23 protein-coding genes are annotated in these 20,846 nt (G+C 39.4%); 18 read left to right on the forward strand and 5 right to left on the reverse strand.

Features of this window, described 5'->3' with window-relative positions:
* Positions 1-45 precede the first annotated feature (45 nt).
* From ddcY to RG571_RS03890, 9 genes are all read left to right on the forward strand, one after another.
* Entirely contained in the window at positions 46-708 is a 663-nt protein-coding gene (gene ddcY, locus RG571_RS03850) for a D-alanyl-D-alanine carboxypeptidase DdcY (protein ID WP_002339597.1), read from the forward strand.
* A 152-nt stretch (positions 709-860) separates the two neighbouring features.
* Positions 861-2,132, forward strand: coding sequence for a UDP-N-acetylglucosamine 1-carboxyvinyltransferase (locus RG571_RS03855; protein WP_308947774.1), 1,272 nt, complete (start codon positions 861-863; stop codon positions 2,130-2,132).
* Positions 2,129-3,424: a transcription termination factor Rho gene (gene rho / locus RG571_RS03860; protein WP_131774301.1), complete on the forward strand. Its 1,296-nt coding sequence runs from the start codon at positions 2,129-2,131 to the stop codon at positions 3,422-3,424. Before RG571_RS03855 ends, rho begins: the two co-directional genes overlap by 4 nt.
* 98 nt (positions 3,425-3,522) lie before the next feature.
* Entirely contained in the window at positions 3,523-3,786 is a 264-nt protein-coding gene (locus RG571_RS03865) for a type B 50S ribosomal protein L31 (RefSeq protein ID WP_002290330.1), read from the forward strand.
* Between the two features lie 447 nt (positions 3,787-4,233).
* Entirely contained in the window at positions 4,234-4,683 is a 450-nt protein-coding gene (locus RG571_RS03870) for a PTS sugar transporter subunit IIA (protein ID WP_002332112.1), read from the forward strand.
* Positions 4,684-4,739: 56 nt separating this feature from the next.
* Positions 4,740-6,158, forward strand: a complete 1,419-nt coding sequence (locus RG571_RS03875; protein WP_002294052.1) for a PTS fructose transporter subunit IIC — start codon at positions 4,740-4,742, stop codon at positions 6,156-6,158.
* The gene (locus RG571_RS03880) at positions 6,158-7,018 is read left to right on the forward strand and encodes a ketose-bisphosphate aldolase (protein ID WP_002289226.1); all 861 of its coding nucleotides are present in this window, start codon (positions 6,158-6,160) and stop codon (positions 7,016-7,018) included. The genes RG571_RS03875 and RG571_RS03880 overlap by 1 nt, the downstream gene beginning before the upstream one ends.
* 173 nt (positions 7,019-7,191) lie before the next feature.
* Entirely contained in the window at positions 7,192-7,965 is a 774-nt protein-coding gene (locus RG571_RS03885; RefSeq protein ID WP_025478853.1) for a DeoR/GlpR family DNA-binding transcription regulator, read from the forward strand.
* Positions 7,966-8,111: 146 nt separating this feature from the next.
* Positions 8,112-8,477, forward strand: a complete 366-nt coding sequence (locus RG571_RS03890; RefSeq protein WP_016628025.1) for a DUF2512 family protein — start codon at positions 8,112-8,114, stop codon at positions 8,475-8,477.
* Positions 8,478-8,624: 147 nt separating this feature from the next.
* On the opposite strand, the gene RG571_RS03895 is transcribed toward RG571_RS03890, so the two are convergent.
* Positions 8,625-9,833, reverse strand: a complete 1,209-nt coding sequence (locus tag RG571_RS03895; RefSeq protein WP_002294047.1) for an MFS transporter — start codon at positions 9,831-9,833, stop codon at positions 8,625-8,627.
* 18 nt (positions 9,834-9,851) lie between these two features.
* Positions 9,852-10,130 carry a hypothetical protein gene (locus RG571_RS03900; RefSeq protein ID WP_002289230.1) on the reverse strand — a complete coding sequence of 93 codons (279 nt, stop codon included), beginning with the start codon at positions 10,128-10,130 and terminating at the stop codon, positions 9,852-9,854.
* A gap of 192 nt (positions 10,131-10,322) precedes the next feature.
* Between RG571_RS03900 and RG571_RS03905 the strand changes: the two genes are divergently transcribed.
* Entirely contained in the window at positions 10,323-10,979 is a 657-nt protein-coding gene (locus RG571_RS03905; protein ID WP_002289231.1) for a Crp/Fnr family transcriptional regulator, read from the forward strand.
* Positions 10,980-11,421: 442 nt separating this feature from the next.
* On the opposite strand, the gene RG571_RS03910 is transcribed toward RG571_RS03905, so the two are convergent.
* Genes RG571_RS03910 through RG571_RS03920 form a run of 3 tightly spaced genes read right to left on the reverse strand, consistent with a single transcriptional unit; the run spans position 11,422 to position 14,672 of the window.
* Positions 11,422-12,219: a TPM domain-containing protein gene (locus RG571_RS03910; protein ID WP_002289232.1), complete on the reverse strand. Its 798-nt coding sequence runs from the start codon at positions 12,217-12,219 to the stop codon at positions 11,422-11,424.
* A complete protein-coding gene (locus RG571_RS03915; RefSeq protein ID WP_002298878.1) occupies positions 12,216-13,400 on the reverse strand; it encodes a hypothetical protein in 1,185 nt (394 codons plus the stop codon). The genes RG571_RS03910 and RG571_RS03915 overlap by 4 nt, the downstream gene beginning before the upstream one ends.
* A gap of 24 nt (positions 13,401-13,424) precedes the next feature.
* A complete protein-coding gene (locus RG571_RS03920) occupies positions 13,425-14,672 on the reverse strand; it encodes an SPFH domain-containing protein (protein WP_002339599.1) in 1,248 nt (415 codons plus the stop codon).
* Between the two features lie 214 nt (positions 14,673-14,886).
* On the opposite strand from RG571_RS03920, the gene dnaX reads away from it, so the two are divergent.
* The 8 genes from dnaX (at position 14,887) to RG571_RS03960 (ending at position 20,791) form a co-directional block, all read left to right on the forward strand.
* On the forward strand, positions 14,887-16,632 hold the full coding sequence (gene dnaX / locus RG571_RS03925; RefSeq protein WP_002339600.1) for a DNA polymerase III subunit gamma/tau: 1,746 nt from the start codon (positions 14,887-14,889) through the stop codon (positions 16,630-16,632).
* A gap of 19 nt (positions 16,633-16,651) precedes the next feature.
* The gene (locus RG571_RS03930) at positions 16,652-16,966 is read left to right on the forward strand and encodes a YbaB/EbfC family nucleoid-associated protein (protein WP_002339601.1); all 315 of its coding nucleotides are present in this window, start codon (positions 16,652-16,654) and stop codon (positions 16,964-16,966) included.
* Positions 16,967-16,990: 24 nt separating this feature from the next.
* Positions 16,991-17,587 (forward strand): recombination mediator RecR, encoded by a 597-nt coding sequence (recR, locus tag RG571_RS03935; RefSeq protein WP_002296223.1) that lies wholly within the window; start codon positions 16,991-16,993, stop codon positions 17,585-17,587.
* A 63-nt stretch (positions 17,588-17,650) separates the two neighbouring features.
* Positions 17,651-18,295, forward strand: a complete 645-nt coding sequence (gene tmk, locus RG571_RS03940) for a dTMP kinase (protein ID WP_002318294.1) — start codon at positions 17,651-17,653, stop codon at positions 18,293-18,295.
* Positions 18,296-18,309: 14 nt separating this feature from the next.
* Positions 18,310-18,639, forward strand: coding sequence for a cyclic-di-AMP receptor (locus RG571_RS03945; RefSeq protein WP_002292340.1), 330 nt, complete (start codon positions 18,310-18,312; stop codon positions 18,637-18,639).
* Between the two features lie 13 nt (positions 18,640-18,652).
* A complete protein-coding gene (holB, locus tag RG571_RS03950) occupies positions 18,653-19,591 on the forward strand; it encodes a DNA polymerase III subunit delta' (RefSeq protein WP_002288071.1) in 939 nt (312 codons plus the stop codon).
* A gap of 35 nt (positions 19,592-19,626) precedes the next feature.
* Complete coding sequence (locus RG571_RS03955) at positions 19,627-20,451, forward strand: stage 0 sporulation family protein (RefSeq protein ID WP_002332104.1); 825 nt, start codon at positions 19,627-19,629, stop codon at positions 20,449-20,451.
* Positions 20,444-20,791 carry a DNA replication initiation control protein YabA gene (locus tag RG571_RS03960; protein ID WP_002288076.1) on the forward strand — a complete coding sequence of 116 codons (348 nt, stop codon included), beginning with the start codon at positions 20,444-20,446 and terminating at the stop codon, positions 20,789-20,791. Before RG571_RS03955 ends, RG571_RS03960 begins: the two co-directional genes overlap by 8 nt.
* Positions 20,792-20,846 lie beyond the last annotated feature (55 nt).

Here is a 20,846-nt window from a genome sequence, read left to right on the forward strand (position 1 = left end):
ACTTACTAAGAAAAGCAAAGATTTTTTAGTTGGAGGACAAGAATAATGAAAAGATCGTATAAGACAGTAGCTGTAATCCTATTAATCGTCTTATTAGCAAGTATAGGTCTATTTTTTAGAAAGACACCACAAAAAATCCAAGTATGTGGAGAAGAACGGGATTCATGGAATCTACTACTAGTCAATGCAAAACATAAAATACCTCAAGGATACACAGTGGAGTTACAAAAGCTATCCAACGATCAAGCAGTAGACAAGCGTATATATCCTGACTTACAGCTGATGCTTGATGCAGCAAGAGCAGAAGGAATTTATCCGAAAATCGTTTCAAGTTTTCGAACGACAGAAGATCAAGAAAAAATCATGGAAGATAAAATTGCCGCCTTTCAAGAAAAAGGCTATTCCAATCAAAAAGCAAAAGAAGAAGCAGCAAAATGGGTAGCTGCACCAGACACAAGTGAACATGAATTAGGATTAGCAGTAGATATCAACGCTGAGTCAAGTATTTCTACAGACAAAGAAGTGTATGAATGGTTAGCAGATAACGCGTATCAATATGGTTTTATCTTACGCTATCCATCAAACAAAGTGCATATTACGGGCGTTGGTTACGAACCATGGCATTATCGATACGTTGGTAAAAAAGCAGCAAAAAAAATAACCGAGGCAGGGATAACATTGGAAGAATATTTAGGGAAAACAGAATAAGTACCTCGATTTGAAAAGATCTCGGATCCATCTGCTTCAGTCGGGGATCTTTTTTTTTACTTAAACGGCAGACCATGCTCGTTTCTTTTTTTTATCTATGATAAAATACAAGCATATCCATGAAAAAAGATTAATAAACAAGGTGGAAACAGATGAAAAAAATCGTAATCAAAGGAAACCAACCTTTAGCTGGTGAAGTAACGATCAGCGGTGCAAAAAATAGTGCAGTCGCATTGATTCCAGCTGCAATCTTAGCTGATTCCCCAGTGATCTTGGAAGGCGTGCCGGACATACAAGATGTTCATTCATTAATTGAAATTTTAGAGATCATGGGCGCAACTGTCCATTTTTCCAACAACATACTAGAAATCGATCCTCGAGAAATCGTATCGATTCCGATGCCGCACGGAAAAATCAATAGTTTGCGTGCTTCTTATTATTTTATGGGAACACTGCTTGGTAAATTTGGCGAAGCGGTAGTAGGCCTGCCAGGTGGCTGTTATTTAGGCCCTAGACCGATTGATCTACACGTCAAAGGATTTGAAGCTCTAGGTGCTGAAGTGACAAATGAACATGGTGCCATGTATTTACGGACAGAAAATAAAGGATTGCGTGGCAATCGGATTTTCATGGACGTGGTTTCAGTCGGAGCAACGATCAATGTGATGTTAGCTGCTGTAAAAGCAAAAGGACAGACAGTAATTGAAAACGCTGCACGAGAACCGGAAATCATAGATGTGGCAACTTTACTGAATAATATGGGGGCAAAAGTTCGAGGAGCGGGTACAGATGTGATCCGTATCGAAGGAGTCGAAACATTACATGGCTGTCGGCATTTCATGATTCCTGACCGCATCGAAGCAGGAACCTATCTAGCATTAGCAGCTGCAGTAGGAAATGGTATCAAAGTGAAAAATGTGATCTTTGAACATTTGGAAAGCTTTATAGCAAAATTGCAGGAAATTGGTGTCCATATGAAAATCAGCGAAGATGAAATCGAAGTTTACCCCTCGAAAGAATTAAAACCCGCAAACATCATGACCTATCCTTATCCAGGATTTGCCACAGATCTGCAGCAGCCACTTACTGCGTTAATATTGATGACTACAGGCACTTCAGAAATCATCGATACGATCTATGCGAAACGTGTGAATCATGTGCCGGAACTAGCACGAATGGGCGCTGATATTACCGTGGAAGGAAATATGATCATCGTGAATGGTCCAAATAAACTTCATGGCACAGAAGTCGTGGCTTCTGATCTTCGGGCAGGTGCTTGTTTAGTGATTGCTGGACTATTGGCAGAAGGGACAACGACGATTTACAATGTAGATTATATCTTACGCGGTTATGATCATATTATCGAGAAACTAACAGCCTTAGGGGCATCAATTGAAATGATAGAGGAAGTGGGAGCTGAATGAGCGATTATTTGACAATGGCAGAACTAGAGAACAAAACGTTAAAAGAAGTTTATAGTTATGCCAAAGAATTTAAAATTCCTTATTACAGTAAGATGAACAAAAAGGAATTATCTCTAGCTGTGATTCGTGCACAAGCAGAGAAACAAGGATTTTATTATATGGAAGGAATATTGGATATCGTTGGTCAAGATGGTTACGGTTTTTTACGGCCAATCAATTATGGACCAAGTGCAGAAGATATCTATATTTCTGCCTCACAAATCAGACGATTCAGTTTGAGAAATGGGGACAAAGTGGCAGGAAAAGCCCGTCCACCTAAAGAATCGGAACGTTATTATGGTTTGATGCACGTGGAAAGCGTTAATGGAAAAGATCCGGAAGAAGCAAAAGAACGTCCGCATTTTCCAGCCTTAACACCTCTTTATCCGCAAAGACAGCTTCAACTGGAAACAACACCGCAAAGACTATCTACCCGAATGATCGATATCTTTTCTCCAATCGGTTTTGGTCAGCGTGGATTGATCGTCGCACCGCCAAAAGCAGGGAAAACTTCTGTATTAAAAGAAATCGCGAATGGCATCACAGAAAACTATCCGGAAGTAGAATTGATCGTTCTACTGATTGATGAACGACCGGAAGAAGTAACTGACTTAGAACGAAGCGTGAAAGGCGACGTGGTATCTTCAACATTTGATCTGCAGCCGCAAAACCATACTCGAGTTTCTGAATTAGTATTGGAGCGTGCTATGCGTTTAGTCGAAGATAAACGAGATGTCGTTATCTTGATGGATAGCATTACTAGACTTGCTCGAGCTTATAACTTAGTTGTTCCACCAAGCGGACGTACATTGAGTGGCGGGATTGACCCAGCCGCATTGTATAAACCTAAGAAATTTTTCGGGGCAGCAAGAAACATCGAAGAAGGTGGCAGTTTGACGATTTTAGCGACCGCTTTAGTCGATACAGGAAGCCGTATGGATGACGTGATCTATGAAGAATTCAAGGGAACTGGAAATCTAGAATTACAACTTTCACGCGAGTTATCCGAGCGTCGGATCTTCCCAGCCATCGATATCAAAAAATCAGGTACCCGAAAAGAAGAATTATTGATGCCAAGTGAAGAATTAGAAGAAATTTGGAAACTTCGAAAAAATATGACTGGAGATTCATTAGAATATACGGAACAACTGATCCGCTTTTTGCGTAAAACAAAAAACAATCAGCAATTTTTCAAAGAATTTCAAGATGTCTCCTTTGGTAAAAAAAATCCGATCAGAAATCTGAAAAGATAATTGCAACCTTGACTGAAACATGTTAAGATGTTAATGTTGTAAATCGACAAATCAACTCTGGTTCAGCAAATGGAGCAGGGCAAAGGAGCGAAAAAATCATGAAAGAAAACATCCATCCAGATTACCACCCAGTAGTATTCATGGATTCAACAACTGGTTTCAAATTCTTGTCAGGTTCAACAAAAACTTCACAAGAAACAGTTGAATGGGAAGACGGTAATACATACCCAGTCATCCGTGTCGAAGTAACTTCTGACTCACATCCATTCTACACTGGACGTCAAAAATTCACACAAGCAGACGGACGTGTGGACCGTTTCAACAAAAAATACGGTCTCAAAGACGCAAACGCTGCGGAATAATAAAAACGCTGATAACTCAACGTTTAGCAGACTATCTGATAGGGATAGTCTGTTTTTTTATGTTTTTTTGCCAATTTAAAACTTCCTTTGATGCTGAAAAAGTCGTAGGATCATAATGCACAAAACAATGAAAAAAATAGTATATAGCTTTGACTATCAACATGATAAAGACACCTTTTATTAACGAAATGAAAGAAGGTTATTTCGAAGTAAAAAACCATTTACCTAAAATTAGAAGCTAAGCTTTCCTTTCAAGGAAGGCTTTTTGTTTTGTTATAGACTTGCGATTGTTTGTGAGCTAGATCGTTCATTTTAATGACTTATACACGCGGATAATGGGTCTTTTTCCTCTGTTCATTCATAATATTGAACGGTACAGCTAGCGATGCTATACTGACCTCAGTTCCAAGAAAACGTTAACATTTTTTTGTGGGGGAGAGGTTTTTTATGAGGTTTGATCAATTGATCGAAGAAGAACTGATTGTTTTCGATCCATCGATAGATTCAAAAGGATCATTATTTGAGCGAATAGGGGATGTGTTGAAAAAAACAAATAAGGTAAGAAATGTTCAAAAAGTCGTTAAGGCACTATTCAAACGAGAGGAGGAGATCTCCACAGGAATAGAAGATGGATTTGGGATTCCCCATGCAAAAAGCAAATATGTGAGAAAACCAGCACTGTGTTTTTTTCATACAGCCAAATTAACGGACTATAGCGGGATAGATGAAATGCCAATTGAATATATTTTTGCCATCGTAGTTCCTGAAAAATCAGCAGATATGCATCTAGAGATTCTCAGCACACTCTCCAGACGATTGATGAATGCAGATTTTAGAAAGGGAATAAAAGAAGCCACTACGCCAGCAGATATCATCAGACAGATTAGTCAAGAATGAAAATAGTAGAGTCTTTGTCCGAGTATCGATAGTGAAGAAAAAGGAGGAAAATAATCATGAAAATCGTTGGTGTAACTGCTTGCCCGACTGGAATTGCTCATACTTATATGTCGGCAGAAAAATTAGAAGTAACAGCAAGAAATCTAAACCATCAAGCAAAATTCGAAACACAAGGTGTAAAAACAGAAAATCAGTTATCTGAACAAGAAATCAAAGAGGCAGATGCAATCATTCTTGCAGTAGATAAAGAAATCGAATTGGACCGATTTGCCGGGAAAAAAGTAAAGCGTGTCTCTACAAGCCGAGCAATCAAAGAACCGCAAGTAGTAATAGACGAAGCATTGAGAGATATTGGCGTATTCGTTGTGTCTAATGAAAAAGAACCAGCTGCAAATGAGAAAAAGCCGACAATCTATAATCATTTCATGAATGGTGTGAATTACATGCTTCCATTTGTGATCGCAGGCGGAATCATCATCGCACTGAGTTTTGCCTTTGGGATTACAGCGGCTGATCCCAACTCAGCAGACTATAATGTGTTAGCAGCTGCATTTTCAAGGATCGGAGGAGATACAGCGTTTGCCATGATGGTTCCTGCGTTAGGCGCGGGGATTGCTACATCGATTGCTGGAAAAGCAGGTTTTGCCCCAGGAATTGTTGCCGGATTACTGGCCTCTACAGGTGGTTCAGGTTTTCTTGGCGGAATGATTGGTGGCGTGCTAGCAGGGTATATCTGTGATTTTCTGGCAAATAAAATCAGCGTAAAAAAAGAATTTTCTGCTATTTATCAGCTGATTGTCGTCCCCCTTTTATCGATCTTAATTATTGGGCTTTTGATGGTATTTGTGATTGAACAACCGATCACATGGGTGTTGGATGCTTTGACAAATTGGCTGAATAGCTTGGGAAATACATCCGGGCTATTGTTCGGATTACTTATCGGGATCATGATGGCAGCTGATATGGGTGGGCCGATCAATAAATCGATTTCGACTTTCTCGATCGGTTTGATGTCAGCTGGAGTAAATGCACCGATTGCTGCTTGTATGGCTGCAGGAATGACACCTCCCCTAGGTATTGCTTTAGCCACTTTATTATTCAAACATAAATTTACCAAAGAAGAACGGACTTCAGGTCAATCATGCTGGATTTTAGGCGCTTCGTATATTACAGAAGGTGCTATACCGTTTGCGGTATCTGACCCGATCCGCGTGATACCTAGTTTGATGACAGGTTCAGCAGTCGCTGCAGGGATTTCCATGGCAGTAGGAGTTACTTCAATGGCACCTCATGGAGGGATTTGGGTGATGCTAATTCCAAATGTTATGAACAATTTACCTATGTATGTCTTGGCAATTGCATCAGGTACAGTCACTACAGCCTTTATGCTTGGACTATTGAAAAAAACAGTGAAAGAGAAAAAACAAGACAAGTGGACGAAAAATGAAAATCTAACAAATGAGGTGGAAGCGTAATGTTATATACAATGAAAGAGTTATTGAAAGTGGCTAAAGAGAATCAATTTGCAGTACCAGCCTTCAATATTTGCAGCTATGATATGATGAAAGCAATCATCGAAGAAGCAGAGAGATTAGAAGCACCAGTAATCTTAGAAATTCATCCTGATGAAATCGCCTATTTAAGTGATGAGTTTGTTGCGGCAGTAAGAGCCTATGCTTATACAAGTAAACTGCCGATCGTTATCCACTTGGATCATGGCGGTACGATAGAAGATGTCTTACGGGCGATTCGAAACGGCTATTCTTCCGTGATGATCGATGCGTCTTTGAAATCATTCGACGACAATGTACAGATTACGAAAAAAGTGGTTGCGTTAGCTCATGCGGTAAATGTCTCAGTGGAGGCTGAGCTTGGAACGATTGGGAATAATGGTTCTGCTGAAGGAGGTGCTGAAACAATCATTTATACAGATCCTGATCAAGCGAAGATTTTTGTGAAAGAAACAGGAATCGATACACTTGCTGTAGCAATTGGAACAGCGCATGGCTTGTATCCGAAAAACAGAACTCCAAAATTAAATATCGACTTACTTAAAGAATTGAACCAACAAATCGATCTTCCATTTGTTTTACATGGCGGTTCAGGTAATCCGGACGCAGAAGTCAGCGAAGCAGTAAAATACGGAGTTGCCAAAGTGAATTTGAGCTCAGATCTTAAAAGCGTCTTTTTCAATGCTTTGAGAGAAATATTGAGTGAAAATCCATCGATGTACGAGCCGAATGCAATTTATCCAGCAGCTAATAAAAAGGTACAAGAAGTAGTCAAACATAAAATGGAAATTTTGAACACAGTAGGCAAGGCTAGTTTATACTAAAAATAAAAATGTGTGGTCAAGAGGGTATGACAATAGTCTTGTCATACCCTCTTAACCACACACGATGTTCAGAAGTAGTTTTTTCGAAAAATTTCTTCTTATTTCTCGAAGCCAATCACTTCTGTCACAACCTCTTTTTTCCTGTTACTATATAAAGTAAATGGGGTGATTTTATGTTGAATGAAGTGGAGAATAGACAGCAGGAGATTGTGAATTATCTAAAAAACAACCAATTTGCAAGAGTCACCGATTTGATCGAGTTAGTAAATTATAGCGAAGCCACGATTAAACGTGACCTTGTTTTTCTGGAAAAAAGTGGATTGATCCGTAGAGTTCGCGGTGGCGCCATGCTTATTGACAATCGAAAAATTGACGTGCCTTACCTGATGAAGATCACCAAATTAGAAGAAGAAACAGAAAAACGTAAGATTGCAGATACAGCTTCTTCTTTGATTCGAGATGATATGGTCTTATTCTTGGATTCCAGTACAACCTCTTTACACTTAGTCAGAAACCTAGCAAGATTTGATGGTTTGCAGATCATTACGAATGGCATCGTCACAGCTGGTATGTTGAGTGAATACACAACGGCAAAAGTATCTGTATTGGGAGGGGCAATTGTTCCGAAACGAGCAACAATCAACGGTTCAAAAGCCTATAACGATGCATTGTCATATTATGCGGATTTAGCGATAATGAGTTGTCGCGGGCTAGATTTCAGCCAAGGAGTAACAGAAACTCATGAAGGAGAGGCAATGGTCAAAAAAGCTTTTAGAAAACAATCAGACCGGCTTGCCGTTTTAGTTACACAGCAAAAAATTGCACATAAATTCATGCATCAAGCCATTGCTTTTCATGAAATCGATTATCTGGTGACAAGTAAAGAACTGACAAAAGAACAGTATGCGAAAGTAAAGGAACACCATATCGAATGTCTGTACGGATAAATTATTACGTGAATGTTCTAAGTGGCTTCCTCATTTTTAGATAGGACCTTATCTTTGCTCGCTTCTCTCAGCCGATGGTATAATAATGAAAAGGTTATCTTGTTAGATAATCTTACTTTTTTATCCAGGAGAAAGGAGTGCAGAAAATGAAACATGTGAAGGCGTTGGTAGTGAAGGCAATCATGATCTGGGCGATTCTGTGGGTCGTGCTGACAGGTTTATACGGTGTTAGCTTTATAGATTCAACGATTGTTGGGGTAATTATTGTAGTCATGATCTATGTGCTAGGGGATCTGTTGATCTTACGTAAAGTAGGGAACATCGCAGCGACGATCGCAGATGCTGGTTCAGCTGCAGTTATCTTGTGGCTCTATCTATATTTTATGAATGATACAGTCGATATTTGGATGAAAGTATTGATTCCTGCTCTATTGATCGGTGTGGCAGAATGGTTCTTCCACAAGTGGTTGCTAAGTCAAGGCATCGTACCAGATGAACGGAAAATGGAATAAATCAACAGTTAAACTATTCTTATCGATAAATGAAAGCTTTAAAAATAAATAGATGTTTAATTAAGAATAATCATAAACTATTTTTACTCAAAAAACCGCTCAGATCATTTACAGATCTGAACGGTTTTTTTTATCTATTCATCAAGATCAAATTTCATTTTTCAATGATTCAATCAATTCGCCCTCTGCTTCATGACTATGTTTTCGGCCATTAACAAGATAGAGTGCTGTACATATCAATGGAATGACTCCGGCAATCACATACAATCCTCTAAATGAAGTAAGAGATTTTAGCATCCCCATCAAATAAGGACCAACGCCTAAGCCTAGGTCTAAACCAATAAAATAGGTAGATAAAGCAATACTGATTCGATGTTCGCGGACGATTTTTAAACAAACAGCCTGTCCATTTGACATAAACGTACCATAACCTAGGCCGACTAATGCTCCAGAGATAAGCAATGTCACACTATTCGTCGTTACACTCAGTAAAAATAATCCTGCTGTTAAGAATAAATAGCTAGGATACATCACGTATTGTTCTCCTTTGACATCGAAAATCCTTCCAGTCAATGGACGTGTAAATGTGATGACCAAAGCATATACGACGAAGAAAAATGACCCAGCAGCAACTAAGTGGATTACTTTTGTATAAGAAGATAAAAATGATAAAACACTTGAATAAGAAAGACCCATCAAAAAGGCAATTCCTGTAATGAAAAGTGCTTTCTTTTCAATAAAACTATTGATATTCCATGAGCGAAGAGATATTTTTTGTTCTTCAGATAATGGAATATTTTTTACAGGAAAGACAAGGCAGGCAATCGTAACAAAGAAGACCAGTACAATTGAAAACCAGATAATGAAACGAAAATCAGTCATGTTCAGCAAAATCATTCCTAAAAATGGCCCAACAGCGGCAGCTAAACTAGTACTTAATCCATAATAATTGATGCCTTCCCCTTTTTTAGATGCAGGGATATATGCAGTAACGATAGCATTTGTAGCTGTAGAAACTGTACCGTAGCCGAATCCATTCAAGAATCGAACTAAATACAATGCCCCGATAGTTGGCGTATAAAGATATGCTAATGTTGAAAGGAGATAGAAGATCGCGCCGCCTCTTAAGGTAAACTTCCGACCAAATAGTTCTAACTGTTTCCCCATGAATAAGCGTGCCAGCAATGTTCCGATGATATAGATCCCAGAAGCAAAACCTGCTTGGCTCAAGCTGGCGTGTAAGGTGTCTTGCGCAATGACTGCCATGATGACCATCAACAGATAATAAATCAGGTAGACAATAAAATTGATCAATGTGATTCCGATAAAATATTTATTAAATAATTTCTTTTCCATGTATGTTATACATTCCCCTTAAGCTGAATATGCTTTTAATTTTTGTATTTGAACTTCTACATCGTGATAATTGGATGGATAGCGATCAACAAGTTGGCGAATAAATAAATCTCTTGTAGACATAAACAGATTTAAAAATTCTTCGCATTCGTTTGTTGGATTCTCATCCACTGCTTTGATCAATTCGATCGAGTTTTGATACGCATCATTTAAAAAGACTAAAGAAGCTTTCATATCAAATCTTGTTTGATATGCTGTTTCTAATCGATTAATGATTGTGTTCATCCAGTAATTCATGTTTTTTCCCTCTATTCTTAAAAAATTTTACTTCTGCAGTATAACGAATAAAAGAAAGGAAAAAAATCGCATAAGTGATGGAAAAAGGTACTTAACAAATGTTAATATCATTAGTAAAATACCTTTGGACTTTAAAAAGTTTTAAAGTACTGTATGATCTTTTTAGATGAAAGTTTGGATGGGGGAGCATCATTGGATAGTAGAGTCTTAAAGGAATATTTGGATAAAAATGATTTTCCGATTATACGCAAAGGATATCATAAATATTTGACATTCGAAGGGATGGAAGATTCCCATACGTATATCTTGAAAGAGGGAACGGTAAAAGCAAGTGTTATTTCAAATGATGGGAGAGAATTTAACCTTCGCTATATCAAAGATCTTGAAATCGTCTCTCTTTTAAAAGACGAATATTCACAATTCATCGATTCGCCGTATAATATTCGAGTTGAATCAGAATATGCAGAGTTTTATCGAATCAATCGTGTGCGCTTTTGGCAAAATATCAACCAAGACCCAAAGCTACAACACTATGTAAAAGAGTATTACCGCTATCGTCTGCTTTATTCGATGAAAAAAATGCAGCAAATGCTATTAAATGGAAAGCTGGGAGCTGTTTGTACGCAACTTTACGAATTATATGATTTATTCGGTGTGCGGACAGAAGAAGGGATGCTGATCGATTTTTCGATCACGAATGAAGAAATCGCCAAATTTTGTGGCATCTCAACTGCTAGCAGTGTGAACAGAATTTTAAAGCAGTTGAAAAAAGATGGTATTATCACAGTGAAAGATCATCATATCGTTATTTTGAATATGGACTTGTTAGAAGACAATATTATCTTTTGATGAACAAAGAGGTTGTGAAATCAGCGTTTTGACCTGAGTATTAGAGAAACAAACGGAAAAATAGTTCCTCATATTTTGCCGTTTTTTGAGCTAATACTGAGGGTCAGCTGATTGAACACCGTTTACCAAGAGGTTGTGAGCCTGCCGTTTAACTCTGAGTCACAAGGAACAATTTCAAAAAACAGCTTTTCATGTTTGATGAATATTGTGACTTGTGACCGAGGAGTTGGTAGGAGAACACCGTTTAAGGAAGAGGTTGTGAAAAAGCTGTTCTGCATCAAGTAATAAGAAGAGCCAAGTAAAAACAGTTTCTTATGTTTTTAACTTGGCTGGACTTATCACCGTAGATGTAAGCTTTTGAACGCCGTTTATTTGCAACAAAAGGGGCTGTGACACGATTTTTGTCACAGCCCTTTTTTTGCGAACATTCATTTAGCAATTTTTAGAAACTTCTGCCGCCACCGCCAAAAGTCCCGCCACCGCTAGAATGGGTAGTACTTCCGCCACCGCCGCTTCCAGGAGGTGGGCTTTTGGGGATTCTTCTTGTCGTGACAAAAGAATTTGTCAGACGATCGGTTTTTTCAGTTAATTTGATACTGGATTTTTCTCGGAATGGATATTTGTAGATGCCTGATTTCAATTGATAACGCGAAACAGTCACAAAATAAAAGACAAGACTAAGGATAAGAGCCAAAACAACAGCAATGATGATTTCTACTGTCGTCAAAACCTTATAGCGTGTAATTTTGCCAGTTTCTTCGTCTACACGATAATGTCCTCCTGGAACTCCGTCTTCCACATATGTTGCTGATTTAGACAGGTAAGCTTTTGCAGCATTGTAATAGGCAGCATTTGTCATCTGATCATAAACATCATCTAAGATCGAATCGATTCTGCTGTCAGTCAAATAATCGATCATATTACCAGAAGTCGAAATGTAGATTTCACGCTGTCCCATATCTAATAGCAATACTGAGCCATTTTGATCATTTCCGACTGCGTCTCTTAAGTAATTATCAGCAAAGTCTCTTGGTTCTTCTGAATTAGATGTAGTCGTTACGATCAAGACTCGTCCTTTGATTTTTTCATTCAGCTTTTCTGCCTGTTGTTCCAAAGATTGGATTTGATCTGTTGTAAATAACCCAGCCTCATCATTTACCGTAGCTGTATCTGCATGAGTAGCCACCGGCCAGCCAACACTTACTAGCAAAAGAAAGAATAAAAAAAATTTTTTCATCATATCAAGTAACCTCCGATCAGAAAGAGGATCGCTAGCCCAGCGAAAATCCCAAGAGCGGTCAGTCCCAATTTTTTCTGGCTGATCGGCAGGACACCGCTGACCTTTCCTGTTTGTCCATTCATTGCATAGTAGTAGACTTTTTTACTTGAGTCATTGCTTCGATAAGTAACAAGCCATACCGGCAGTAATACGTAATTATTTACTTCGTTTGTGATTGAAGCAGAAGTTCGCACACCGGTCAATGTTGTATATCCATTTGCGGTATCTTTTAACAGCTTCTCTGAATAGTCTTTTAATTCAGATTGAATCTGTGATTTGATTGCCTCATATTCGATATCTCTTTTTTCTGCTTGGAAACCGGCTAAATACTGGCTTTTAAAATCAATTGCTTTATCTAACGGGAAAGGTTGCACGCCTTCGACCATCTTTTGTTGCGTATTTTTTGATAAGGCATTTTTTACTAGTTCTTTAAAAGAAAGCTTGCCTGCTCTTGAAACAGCAAATTGCTTCGTTTCTGTGTATTCGATGTCACCTATCCGCCATATGCGGATAACTGTACCATTCGCCTGCATGGCACCATCTACTTCAGCATCTGTAGCCCAATAAGGGAAATACACACCTGTCAACTTATCGATTTGATCCTTATTGAAAAAAGCTTTGGGAACAAACCATTTTTTCTTGGTCCAAGCGAGAAATCTGTTGATTGCTTCTTCTTTCTCGACAGCAAAAGGAAGTACTTTATTTGGCAAGAATTCTCCGCTTAAACGTCCCGATAGTACGACGGGATTATGGCAGTAGTAACAATAAGTCGCAGCAGTTGTCGCATCAGTCACGATCTCTGCACCACAGTTGGGACAAAGAAAAAGATCCATCGCTGCGGTATTATCTGCAGATTCGTCCGCTGTATCTGAAAAACCGCCTGCCTCGTCAACCGCTTTGCGCTCGGCTTCATTCATATCGGCAAGTTGTTCTTGGGCTGTAAAAGTAAAATCTTCGGTAGGTGAAGGTTCTTCTTTGCTTTCTTCGCCAGCCATACGCGCTTCTTTTTGCTTTTGCTCATATTGGCTGACTTCTTCTTCTGTATAGATATTCAGGCAGTATTCGCAATGAAATTTTTGGTCTTTGGGATCAAAAGTCAACGGACCGCCGCAATTAGGACATTTATGTGTAAGAACATCCATCAGCTGCACACCTTTCTAAATAAATTAATCAACGGGGATTCCTTTAAACGGTTTACCACAGTTTGGACAGAATTTAGGGATGCCGTTGGAAAGATCCACGATCTCATTGCATTCACTGCATCGCATTTGTAGCTTAGGCTGAACGTTTTCTACAGGTTTGGCAGCTCCGCAGTTGGAACAGAATTTTCCGGAATTTTCTGTCCCGCAAACTAGACATGTCCAAGTATCCGCATTTCCTTGTGCAGTTTGTTGATTTTGTTTTTCTGCTTGTTGTTTGATTTGTTCTTGGTTATTTTGAGCTGCTTGAGAAAGATAAGAACCATTTGCATTCATTCCCATACCTACACCCATAAAGCCGGTCATTGCTCCTGCTTCATTTTTTCCGGCTGCTTCCATACCACGTGCAATGGAACCTTGCACGTATCCTTCACGTACGCTAGGATCACCTAGCATCGCCCCTTCGTTACGCATATTGATCAGTTTCACAGAATCATCGGTGTAAGAAATGCTAGCTACAGCCACAGAAACAATCTCCATCCCACGTAATTCACGCCAAGAATCATCCAATGCAGTATCCATGTATTTGCTTAATTCCAAACTCTTAGATGGTACATAAGAAATCCGTTGACCATCTGCAGACATCTGATTGATTGCTGATTGCAGCGCTGTTAGGAATTCAGCTAAATACTGCTCATTGATATCATTGATTTCCACTTGTGTTTTGTTTTTAGGGATTGCGTTTGTATAAAATAAAATCGGGTCAACGACATGAATAGAATAAGTGCCATGTGCCCGTAAGAATAATTCTGCGTTATAGAAATTGTCAAAGTAGTTCAACGGCGCGCTTGTACCGAATTTGATTCCCTTTATTTCTTGGAGATTGATATAAAAAACTTGTTGTTTCTGCGGTGTGACGCCGCCAAATTTAAATCGGTCAAAAGTTTCAGCAATTGCTTCTTTCAGTGTTCCGTTGAACATGGAAGGAGCTGCGTCATTTTTAATGGTGTAATAACCTTCCTCAGCGGTATAATCGATGATTTTTCCACCATCGACCAAAAGCATCATCATGTTTGGATAGACATGGACGACTGTTCCGTCTGTTAAAACATCTTCTGTTCCTTTACGATTGGAGCCACGTTTGTCATCTTTGCGGACTTTGACACCTTTTGTCATGACCGTTGTATCACTCATATTGTCTGGTTCGATGACTTCTAGCCATTGATCTGCCAGACCGCCGCCAACCATACTTGTTGCTGCTTTGATAAGACCCATAAAAAATTCCTCCTCTGATTCAGCTAATGCCAAACAATTATTGTTTATTTATTATACCATAGGAAGATGTGAAACTTCTCGGACTAGAGACGGAATTGAAATGGAAAATTGCGTATTGTTTAAATACCTGAAAAAGCCGAGAAGGATAGTAGTTTTTTTACCTAATATCACGTATAATAAGAGATAGTGAATTTTTTAAAAAAGGGGGATCCTTATGGCATATCAAGCACTTTATCGAGTCTGGCGTTCGCAGCGTTTCGAAGACATCGTTGGACAAAAAGCTGTGACACAGACACTAAAAAATGCTATTGTTTCCCACAAAACCTCACATGCCTACTTGTTTACAGGACCCAGAGGAACCGGAAAGACGAGTGCAGCAAAGATTTTCGCAAAAGCAATCAACTGTCCGAACAGTAAAGACGGCGAGCCATGCAACGAATGCGAAATGTGTCGATCAATTACTGCTGGTACGCAAGAAGATGTGATCGAAATCGATGCTGCCAGCAACAACGGAGTCGAAGAAATCCGATTTATCCGTGATCGGGCAAATTATGCGCCTACAAAGGCAGCGTACAAAGTGTACATTATTGATGAGGTACATATGCTTTCAACAGGAGCTTTCAATGCCTTGTTGAAAACATTGGAAGAGCCAAAAGAAAGTGTCATATTCATCTTAGCAACGACCGAACCTCACAAAATACCAGCTACGATCATTTCACGGACTCAGCGATTTGATTTTAAACGGATCAATACGGCAGATATTGTCGAACATCTTGAATTTATCTTGAAAGAATCGACTATCAGCTATGAACCAGCTGCATTGAATGTGATTGCCCGTTCTGCAGAAGGCGGGATGCGGGATGCATTGAGTATTCTTGATCAGGCAATCTCGTTTAGTGAAGGAACAATTACTTTAGATGATGCCATGCAAGTGACAGGTAGCTTAACTGACGAAATGATGGACAGTTACTTGAGCGCTTGCGTGAAAAAAGAAGTACCAGAAGCATTGGAAACATTGAACCAAATTCTCGCAGCCGGCAAAGAATCACGTCGCTTTCTAGAGGATATGTTACAATACTGCCGTGACTTGCTGATGTATCAGCAAGCACCTAACCTAGTTGAGGAACAATCGAGTACGATCAGAAGTACATTTACAGAATTGGCACAAACTGTTTCAGCGGATCAGCTGTTTTCAATGATAAAGATTTTGAGCGATACTCAAAATGAAATTCGTTTTACCAATAGTGCCGCTATTTATTTGGAAGTCGCTACAGTCAAACTTGCACAGCTACCGTCTGCTTCTGTTCCTTCAGCAGATGTAGCATTTGCAGATGATCAGATAGTAAAACAGCTACAACAAGAGATTATGGAACTAAGAAACGAAATCAAGGAACTACGCAGTAATACAGGAATTGAGAATACAAAAGTACAGCCGGTACAGCAAACAAATCATAAAAAACAGACAAGTACCTATCGTGTACCGACGGAACGAGTATATAAAGTTCTGCGGGAAGCGACAAGACAGCATCTGAACCAAGTAAAAGAAGTATGGGAAGACTTGCTGATGAGTCTATCTGTCACTCAGCGAGCAATGCTTAAAGCAAGCGAACCAGTTGCAGCTGGACCAACAGGACTAGTGATTGCGTTTGATTATGAGATTGTTTGTCAAAGAGCAGCAAATGACGAAGAATTGCAGCTTTCGGTACACAACAACTTAAGCCGAATGATCAAAGATTATGCGCCTGATCCTGTTTATATTACAAGAGAAAGCTGGCCAGAACTTCGAAGAAATTATTTGACGCAGGCACAAGAAGAGGGAACAGAAAACTCTTTTGCTTCTGAAGACTCAGAAGGAGAAATCGAGTTGCTTCCTCAAGAACAAGAAGTACCAGAAGAAACACTTGTAGTAAAAGCAGAGGAACTGTTTGGCTCCGAAGCTGTTACAGTGGTAGATGATTAATAAAAAGGAGTAGATAATTATGATGCGTGGAATGGGCAATATGCAAGGCATGATGAAACAAGTACAAAAAATGCAAAAAGAAATGGCAGAAGCACAAGAGCTGCTAAATAAAACAGAGTTTACAGGTAAAACCACCAATGAATTGGTCAAAGCGGTTTTTACAGGCGATCGTCGCATGAAAGATATCCAAATCAATGAAGAAGTCGTTGATCCTGATGATATCGAGATGCTTCAGGATCTTGTCGTAATGGCAGTCAATGATGCGATCGCACAAATTGATGTGGAAACTGAGAAAAAATTAGGGAAATACGCAAAAGGTTTGCCAGGATTTTAGTTTTAAACTGAAGGAGTAATGAATATGCAATATCCAGAACCAATTGCGAAACTGATCGACAGCTACATGAAACTTCCAGGAATCGGTCAGAAAACAGCGACAAGACTCGCCTTTTATACGATCGATATGAAAGATGAAGTAGTAAATGAATTTGCTAAATCTTTGTTAAGTGTAAAACGCGATTTGCATTTTTGTAGTATCTGCGGAAACATCACAGAAGAAGATCCCTGCGAAATATGTAGAAATCCTTCACGTGATCGAAGCGTTATCCTAGTGGTCGAAGAGCCGAAAGATGTAATGGCAATGGAAAAAATGCGAGAATATCACGGACTTTATCATGTTCTCCATGGTGTGTTATCACCGATGGAAGGGACAGGTCCAGAAGACATCAATATTTCTTCTCTGTTGCAGCGGCTGCATGATGCAGATGTAAAAGAAGTGATTATCGCAACAAATGCAACAACAGAGGGAGAAGCAACAGCTATGTATCTCTCACGTCTGATCAAACCCGCAGGTATCAAAGTGACTCGTCTAGCACATGGTCTGTCTGTAGGCTCTGATATCGAGTATGCAGATGAAGTTACTTTATTGAAAGCTGTCGAAGGAAGACGTGAGTTATAAATTTCTAATTAAGTGTTTTTTCAGGTACAATATAAAAGCAGCACAAGAGATGGGGGCAACAATGTGAACGGACTATTTATTACAATCGAGGGGCCTGATGGTGCAGGAAAAACCAGCATCTTGAATGAACTTTACCCTCTTTTGAAAGAAGTAGCAAAAACAGAAATCATTCAAACAAGAGAACCAGGAGGCATTCCGATTGCTGAAGAGATCCGAGCAGTGATCCTTGATCCAAAAAATGATCGGATGGATGAACGTACGGAAGCACTGCTTTATGCAGCAGCAAGAAGACAACATCTAGTCGAAAAGGTTCTGCCTGCTCTGGCAAAAGGGAAAATCGTTTTATGCGATAGATTTGTCGACAGTTCTCTTGCTTATCAAGGTGCAGGCCGACGCATCGGCGTTACCGAGATTGCTCGGTTGAATGAGTTTGCTACAGAAGGTACTACGCCGGATTTTACCCTTTATCTTGACGTAGATTCAGACACCGGATTAAGAAGAATCAAGAAAAACAGACAAAATCAAATCGACCGTTTAGATTCGGAAGGTTTGGAATTCCACCAGCGTGTACGACATGCTTACTTAAAGCTGGCAGAAGAGAATCCGGAAAGAATCCACAAAGTTGATGCAAGAAAAGGCTTTGAAGAAGTGCTGCAAACAAGTTATCATACAATTATTGAACAGTATCCGCAATTTTTTGAAAACTAGGAAGGTGAACGTTTATGAAAATTATTTTAGCGATTATCCAAGACAAAGACAGCAACCGTTTATCAAATGAATTGATTGATGCAAATATCCGTGCCACAAAACTATCATCGACAGGCGGCTTCCTTAAGGCTGGAAACAGCACGTTTATCGTGGGTATTGAAGATGACCGTGTAGAAGAAGCATTGGAAATCATCAAAAAAACGTGTGAATCAAGAAAGCAATTTGTATCTACACCTGTTACACTGGATATTTCGATGGATGGGGGCGTCCCTTATCCAGTAGAAGTAGAAGTAGGCGGTGCCACAGTCTTCGTCTTACCTGTTGAAGGATTCCATCAATTTTAGGAGGAGCTGAGCTATGAATCAAGAAATAAACTTGGCTCAAATGCAACCGATCGTGTATCAGCAGCTTCAACGGAGTTTTGAGCATGGGCGTATCGCTCATGCTTATCTTTTTGAAGGGGAGAAAGGAACAGGAAAACATGAAGTAGGTATATGGCTTGCACAGCACCTGTTCTGTACCCAAATGAAAGACAATCTGCCTTGTGGAAAATGCAACAATTGTCAGCGGATCGAAAAGAAAGAACATCCAGATGTTTTGGTTATTGAACCGGAAGGACAAACCATCAAAGTCGATCAGATCAGACGTTTGCAGACGGAATTCAGTCGCAGCGGTTACGAATCAAGAAAAAAAGTTTTTTTGATCAAAGAAGCTGAAAAAATGAATAGCAGTGCGGCAAACAGTTTGTTGAAATTCTTGGAAGAGCCCCCTGGAGATTTTTTGGCGGTGTTAGAAACAGATGCAGTAGGAAGAATTCTCCCTACTATTCAATCTCGTTGTCAAGTTCTGCATTTTCAAGAACTTTCGAAAGAAGCACTGATCCATCGATTGCAAGAAGAGCAGATTCCATTGGAAAAAGCAAAACTTTTGGCTTTCTTAACAAACAGTTTAGGAAAAGCAGTTGAAATCTCTCAAGATGAATGGTTTAATGATGCTAAGGACTTGATTTATCAATGGTTCGTTTACTTGCAAAAGCAAGATACTCAAGCCTTTATCTATGTCCAAAAAAAATTGGTAAAATCATTTAAAGAAAAAACACAACAGTTTACAGGATTATCTGTCTTGATGTTTTATTATCAGGAAGCACAGCGTCAAGCAGTAGCAAACGGCGAATATGGCAAAGTGAAACAGATAAACCAGATAATTGAACGGATATTGATCGCAGAGCAGAAACTACGCAGCAATGTCAGTTTTCAGGCTGTTGCGGAACAGTTCGTTTTGCATACGATTTTTTAGCTTGCCGCAAAGGATGATGATCAAGGAGGATGGAAATGGTAGAAGTAGTAGGTGTCCGATATAGAGATGCAGGTCATATCTATTATTTTGCACCAGGAGACTCTGAATATGTTTATAATGACAAGGTATTAGTCGAATCTCAGCAATCCTTACATATTGCTACTGTTGTCCTTCCTAAAAAAGAGATTGATCCCAATGACCTTCCTGAAGCTATCCGTCCGATCTTGCATAAAGCGTCACAAGCTGAATTAGAAAAAGACAAAAAAAACAAAAAAGATGCTTATGATGCATTGAAAATCGCAAAAGAAAAAGTGCAGTTGCGTGAGTTGGAAATGAAAATGGTCAAAGCCGAATACACATTTGATCGAAATAAATTGATTTTTTCTTTCACAGCGGACGGGCGAATTGACTTTAGAGAATTGGTAAAAGATCTGGCCACTGTATTTCGTACTCGTATTGAGCTTCGACAAATTGGTGTCCGCGATGAAGCAAAGATAATAGGCGGAATTGGTCCATGTGGGCGTCCATTATGCTGTTCTTCTTTTTTAGGCGATTTCGTGCCTGTATCAATCAAAATGGCAAAAGATCAAAGTTTATCTTTGAATCCAACAAAAATTTCCGGTTTATGCGGACGCTTGATGTGCTGTCTGCAATATGAGAGCGAAGAATACGAGACAGCGAAAAAAGAACTCCCTGACTTTGGAAAAGTAATTGCTACACCTGATGGTAAAGGGAAAGTCGTAGGGTTGAATCTGCTTAGCCGTATCGTTAGTATTCGGCTGACTGGACGGGAAAATCCTGTCGAATATGAATGGGATGAATTGAAAGAATTTATCCAAGTAGGTGAGATGAATGGATAAGAGATCATTATACGACGGATTGAATCAATTAGAATCAGAGTTGAGAAATACATTAACAGAACTTGTTGAAATGAAGCATGCTTTGCATGAGATCGTAGAAAAAAATACAACTTTGGAGATGGAAAATCAACGTCTGCGGGAACACCTGCGGGAATTGAACCAAGTTGCACAAGCTCCAGCTGAAAATGTGAAGCAGGAACTTTCTAAGTCTCGTATGAATCTTGAAAAAATTTATGAAGAAGGATTCCATGTCTGCTACGATTTATATGGATCAAGAAGGGACAATGACGAGCCTTGTGCGTTTTGTCTAGAAGTGATCTATCGCGAAAGCGGTCGATGACCAATAACAAGAGGAGACTGGAGCGGAGAAATACTGCTCCAGTCTTTTTATTAAG

Origin of the sequence: Enterococcus sp. FR204 (assembly GCF_031143325.1) — a bacterium.
In the GTDB taxonomy this organism is placed as follows: Bacteria; Bacillota; Bacilli; order Lactobacillales; family Enterococcaceae; genus Enterococcus_B; species Enterococcus_B faecium.